Raw genomic sequence first — 4,897 nt, forward strand, 5'->3', positions numbered from 1 at the left:
CTTCCGGCACCTGCGTTGCGGCCCAGTCATGTAGCCGGTCCAGACGCTGGACCATCGCAGCTCGCAGCCACAGCCGCAGCGGGTAGGTGTGATAGCCCTGCTGCGCCAGCGCGCGCACAGCCTCGGCCAATGCGGCGTTGGCCCCGCGCACCCATTCGGTGCGCCCACCGGCCTTCTCCTGCACCGTCATCGGTGCCGGCGCACGATGCAGCTTGAAGGGCCGGCGCAACTGCAGTTCCAAGTCACGCGCATCCCGCTCTGATTCCGCCTCGACCAGCGCGCCTGCTTCCAGATCGAAGAACTCGAACCAGCGCCGATGCAGCGCACTGATCCGGCCCAGCGGATCGCGCGAGAAGCCAATCTTCGCGTAGTCCTCCCAAGCGCAGGGAAAGACGTAGGCGAACACGCGGCCATCGATGCGGATGTCGGAATCCATTTCCACAGGATCGCGTGGCGGGTATTCGCAGGATGTGCAGGCAATGCCCACGGCATGCGTACTTCCGGCTACGCTTGCGCGACCATGTCTTCATTGCACGCCCCTCGCCCGCCCGTGTCATCGATCACGATCGATGCCGTCTCGCTCGACATCCTCCAGCAGCAGCACGCGGATCTGCGACGACCACCGGCCTCGCTGACCAAGCTGATGACCGCCTACACCGCGTACGACCTGCTCGCGCAGTCGGGCGGTTCGTGGTCGGACACGATCACCATCGACCCGCGCGACGTACACGAGGTGGCCGACGATGAAACGCGGATGGGCCTGGTGCCCGGCGAAAGCATCGCCCTCGGTAGACTGCTGGAGGGCCTGATGGTGGTTTCCGGCAACGACGCAGCGCTCGCCCTGGCACGTCATCTGGCTGGATCACAGGCGGCGTTCGCGCGGCACATGAACGATCACGCGCGAGCGCTGGGCCTGCACGATACGCACTTCATCTCCGCGTCCGGCATCACCACTGCGGGCCATCTGTCGACCGCACGCGACATGGCGATGCTGGCCGCCCACCTGCTTGCCCGCCACCCCGATCTGCTCGCGATCACCGCACAGCGCAGCTTCGTGCACCGCACCCTGCAGAAGGCCAACCAGAACGCGCTGCTGGGCGAAGACGGCGTGGATGGTTTGAAGACAGGTTACACCCAGGCGGCCGGCTTCTGCCTGGCGGCCACCGCCCGTCGCAGGTGCGCTGGGCACGCGCTGCCACTGCGGCTGATCAACGTGGTGCTGGGTGCTGATTCCCGTGCGTCGCGCGATGAGCAGGTACGTGCGCAGCTTGATGCAGGCTTCGCCAGCGCCGGAATGGCCGACGCACAACGCGCGTGACCGGCAGGCTGGGCAGACACCACGGGCAATGCGCTCTATAGTCCAGCGCCCGAAGGAGTACCCCATCGATGGATCGACGTCTCTTGTGCTGGATGCTTGCGCTGTTCTGCACTTTCTCTGCGGTACTCACCCATGCCGGCGAACTCAGCCCTGCCGAGACCGGCGCGCTGCAGCAGGATCTGCGTTCTCTGCTCTCCACCTTCGCGCGTGGCGATACCGATGCCATGATCGCGCGCACCCATCCGAGCGTGAAGCGTTTCGCTGGCGGCGACGAGGCGTATGCAAAGGCCACGCGCGATGCGATGAAGGCACTCGGCGACATGGGCCTGAAGGTCATCAGCGATGATGTCGGCGAACCGACCCGCACCTACGCTGCCGGCGACGAAGAAGTCTGCTTCGTGCCGCGGACCACGGTGTTCACCACCGACGCACAGACAGTGAAAAGCCTCACCTTCATGGTCGCCATCCGGCCGGCAGAGGGTACGCAGTGGCGCTACATCGATGGTGCCGCGATGCAGGCGATGCCGGAGCTGCTGCGACAGCTGCTGCCAGAGCTGCAGCCTGACGTGCCACTGCCGCGGGTCAGCGTCGAACCGCTGTAGGCCGCTTCGCCCACACGATTCAGCTGCCGCGCTTGACGATGGCGACGATCACGCGCTCCAGCTCGGCCTCGGCAGCCGCGTGTTCCACCGCACCGGCCGAAACGGCTTCAGACAGGGTTTCGGCGGCACCGAGAATGGCCCACAGCCCGGTAGCCGGCACGGCCTCACCCGCTGCGAACGGGCCGAGCCACCGCGCGCACTTGTCGATGAAATCCTGCTGATAGCAACGGCGTACCGCACGCAGTTCCGGTGATCCGGCCAGCGCGGCGAGAATGTCCTGGATCTCGCTCCCCTGCGACAGCACACAATCGATGTAGCCCGACGCGATGGCACGCGCGCGATCCTTCAACCGGGCCTTCGCACTGCCGATGCGCTCATCGAAGACCACGGTCTGCTTGTGGTCATAGTCGGCATACAGCGCGGCCAGCAGGCCGTTGCGGGTTTCGAAGTGGTCGTAGGCCAGCGGCTTGGTCACACCGGCCGCCTCGGCCAGGCGGGCCAGGGTCAGCGCATCGGTGCCCTCTTCGCCAACCAGCGCCCACGCCACGTCCAGCAGCTGCCGGGCGCGCTGTTCACGGGTCAGGCGGCGGCGGGGCTCGGGCGCGGCAGGTCTGGAAGGCAAAGGAGATCGTCAGGGCGCGGGGGTTCCGATCTTACGTCCGATGTCCACTGCCGTCTGCAGATGCGCCTCGGCCATGCCGCTGTCGGCATCCAGCAGCAGCGTGGATGACAGCACCGGCGCTCCGCAGTAATCGAAGATGCCCTGGTCGATCTGGGTCTTCATCGCCTCGCCATAGCCACGCCGGTCGATCATCTGCTGGCCGGCGCCGCCCAGACCTACCAGATGCACCTGCAGCCGCTGCAGCTTCTTTTCCACCTTGCCATCGGCACCTTCGTCATAGGCCCAGCCCTGGGTGAAGACGCGATCAATCCAGCCCTTCAGCAGCGCCGGGAACGACCACCAGTAGAGCGGGTAGACCAGCACCAGCGCATCGGCCGCATCCAGCCGAGCGTGCTCGGCGGCGACATCAGCTGGCAGCGTTGTGGTCCTGCGGAAGAACGCGTGGTCCTGGGCGCTGAAACGTGGATCGAAGCCTTCGGCCATCAGATCCACCGAGGTGACCGTATTGCCGGCATCGGCATTGACGATGGCCTCACCGATCCGCGCAGCGACGGCGTGGGTGAGCGAGGCCGGTTCAGGATGTGCCACGACGATATGGGTATGCATGAGGGGGACTCTGCCGTTCACTAGTTACCAATGGTAACTAAGATTGCAGCCAGCACCAGCACCATCGGTGGAATGCTGTTGCGCGCTGCGGTCGCTGTTGTGCACATCACAGCCACACCGGGCTGCCACGGCCTTGATGCCGGTAAGCGGATGCTTGCCGGACCAACGCAGCATTCGCACGACAACACACCATGCAGAGCAACAACGAACGACCCGCACCACTACCCCGCCTGCTCCTTGTGGAAGACCAGCTCGATCTGGCAGATCTGATGGAACAGGCCCTGACCGACGAAGGCAACGAAATCGCCCACGCCAACAGCGTCTTCGAGGCATTGGGCATGCTCGACACTGGCCACTTCGATGGCGCCGTGCTGGACGTGGAACTTCGTGATGGCGTGGTATTTCCTGTGGCCGATCGGCTGCTCGAACTGGGCATCCCCTACCTTTTCGCTTCAGCGGTATACGACCAGCTGGTGCCGGTCCGGCATCGGCGCGCACCCTTCCTGGCCAAACCGTTCCATGTGCAGGGCCTGCAGCGCGCGGTGCGCGAAGCGCTCGGCAGGACGGCCGCCCCGCCGACACCGCCGCACTAGCCTGCACGCACCTACGGCTTGAACAACCCGTTGAGCTCGGCACCGGACGGGGTGGCCGGCAGCGCATCGAATGATCCACTGGCAAGCATCTGCCGGGAGGCGTCGAGAAAGCCGGACCACGCGCTGCGGGCCAGCGCACCGCCGACACTGACCCGGCGCACGCCCAGACTGGCCGCCTGCTGCAGCGTCATCTGCCCGGGCGCACCGATCAGCAGGTTGACCGGCTTGCCACCGGCGGCCTCCACCACGGCGCGGATCTGCTCTGTGGTCCGGATGCCGGGCGCATACAGACAGTCGGCACCCGCCTGCGCATAGGCGCGGATGCGGGCCAATGTATCGTCCAGATCGGGTCGCCCGACGAAGAAGTTTTCCGCGCGCCCCACCAGCATCACATCGTGCCCGCTCTCATCGATTGCACGGCGCGCGGCCTGGAGCCGGGCCACGCTGTCTTCGATGCTGCGCAGCGGATGGTCCGCGTCGCCGGTGGAATCCTCGATCGACAGGCCGGCCACACCGGTAGCGATCGCCATCGACACGCTCTCGTGCACGGCCTCCGGGCTGCGGCCAAAACCATCTTCGAAGTCAGCGTTCACCGGTAGATCAGTCGCCGCCACCATCGCCTGCAGGTGGGCCAGAATCTCGCTGCGCCCCATCGCCCCATCAGTCTGACCATGGGCCCAGGCATGGCCGGAGCTGGTGGTGGCCAGTGCCTTGGCCCCCAGCCGCGCCAGCGCCACCGCACTGCCCACGTCCCATGGATTGGGCAGCAGGAAGCAACCGGATGCATGAAGCGCCCTGAAGGCGGCGCGGCGGTTCTGGATGGCGTCGGCACTCATCACGGACTCCTGGTGGATACGTCTTCCCCGGCTGCTGCCGGCGCAGTGGTCACCTGGCAGCAGGCTTCACGGCGGCGCGGCCCGGTTCCACTGTCGTCTGCAACGGCAGCCCCTGCAACACTGCCTTGTCCAGCTTCGCTGCCACGCCAACACTGCGCCCAGCCAGGTTGGCCACCTGGTACTGCACCGCCACGCCCAGCACCTGGGTCGCCTCGGACAGCGTCAACCCATAGGCCTGGCGCAGCCACTGCAGCATGCCCGAGGTGGCGATGCGCAGCGCATCATCGCTGGAGCCACCCTGGCCCAGAGTCATGATCTAC

Annotated in this window: 8 protein-coding genes; 3 read left to right on the forward strand and 5 right to left on the reverse strand. The window is 66.2% G+C overall.

All coding sequences use genetic code 11. The features are described 5' to 3' along the window. On the reverse strand, positions 1-436 hold a 436-nt coding region (locus AB4Y84_RS13175; RefSeq protein ID WP_442250254.1), incomplete at its 3' end, for a GIY-YIG nuclease family protein. 84 nt (positions 437-520) lie between these two features. Here AB4Y84_RS13175 and AB4Y84_RS13180 point away from each other — a divergent pair. After that, on the forward strand, positions 521-1,318 hold the full coding sequence (locus AB4Y84_RS13180) for a D-alanyl-D-alanine carboxypeptidase family protein (protein WP_363734015.1): 798 nt from the start codon (positions 521-523) through the stop codon (positions 1,316-1,318). Positions 1,319-1,386: 68 nt separating this feature from the next. Then, positions 1,387-1,920, forward strand: coding sequence for a hypothetical protein (locus AB4Y84_RS13185; protein ID WP_312785803.1), 534 nt, complete (start codon positions 1,387-1,389; stop codon positions 1,918-1,920). Between the two features lie 19 nt (positions 1,921-1,939). On the opposite strand, the gene AB4Y84_RS13190 is transcribed toward AB4Y84_RS13185, so the two are convergent. Continuing rightward, positions 1,940-2,503, reverse strand: a complete 564-nt coding sequence (locus AB4Y84_RS13190; RefSeq protein ID WP_414716109.1) for a TetR/AcrR family transcriptional regulator — start codon at positions 2,501-2,503, stop codon at positions 1,940-1,942. Between the two features lie 48 nt (positions 2,504-2,551). Beyond that, positions 2,552-3,148 (reverse strand): NAD(P)H-dependent oxidoreductase, encoded by a 597-nt coding sequence (locus AB4Y84_RS13195; RefSeq protein WP_312108225.1) that lies wholly within the window; start codon positions 3,146-3,148, stop codon positions 2,552-2,554. Positions 3,149-3,339: 191 nt separating this feature from the next. Here AB4Y84_RS13195 and AB4Y84_RS13200 point away from each other — a divergent pair, with 191 nt between their 5' ends. Then, positions 3,340-3,741 (forward strand): response regulator, encoded by a 402-nt coding sequence (locus AB4Y84_RS13200; RefSeq protein WP_117311546.1) that lies wholly within the window; start codon positions 3,340-3,342, stop codon positions 3,739-3,741. Between the two features lie 11 nt (positions 3,742-3,752). Here the strand turns inward: AB4Y84_RS13200 and AB4Y84_RS13205 are convergent, their stop codons facing one another. Together AB4Y84_RS13205 and AB4Y84_RS13210 are read right to left on the reverse strand one after the other, a co-directional pair. Continuing rightward, positions 3,753-4,580, reverse strand: coding sequence for an isocitrate lyase/PEP mutase family protein (locus AB4Y84_RS13205; RefSeq protein WP_442244488.1), 828 nt, complete (start codon positions 4,578-4,580; stop codon positions 3,753-3,755). A gap of 46 nt (positions 4,581-4,626) precedes the next feature. After that, entirely contained in the window at positions 4,627-4,890 is a 264-nt protein-coding gene (locus AB4Y84_RS13210; RefSeq protein ID WP_442250255.1) for a hypothetical protein, read from the reverse strand. Positions 4,891-4,897 lie beyond the last annotated feature (7 nt).

It is taken from the genome of Stenotrophomonas sp. 2YAF22 (genome assembly GCF_052114665.1).
Taxonomy (GTDB): domain Bacteria; phylum Pseudomonadota; class Gammaproteobacteria; order Xanthomonadales; family Xanthomonadaceae; genus Stenotrophomonas; species Stenotrophomonas indicatrix.

Coding starts and splice junctions, on each gene's coding strand:
- AB4Y84_RS13180 (WP_363734015.1), top strand. CDS start 521: ATGTCTTCATTGCACGCCCCTCGCCCGCCCGTGTCATCGATCACGATC.
- AB4Y84_RS13185 (WP_312785803.1), top strand. CDS start 1,387: ATGGATCGACGTCTCTTGTGCTGGATGCTTGCGCTGTTCTGCACTTTC.
- AB4Y84_RS13195 (WP_312108225.1), bottom strand. CDS start 3,148: ATGCATACCCATATCGTCGTGGCACATCCTGAACCGGCCTCGCTCACC.
- AB4Y84_RS13200 (WP_117311546.1), top strand. CDS start 3,340: ATGCAGAGCAACAACGAACGACCCGCACCACTACCCCGCCTGCTCCTT.
- AB4Y84_RS13210 (WP_442250255.1), bottom strand. CDS start 4,890: ATGACTCTGGGCCAGGGTGGCTCCAGCGATGATGCGCTGCGCATCGCC.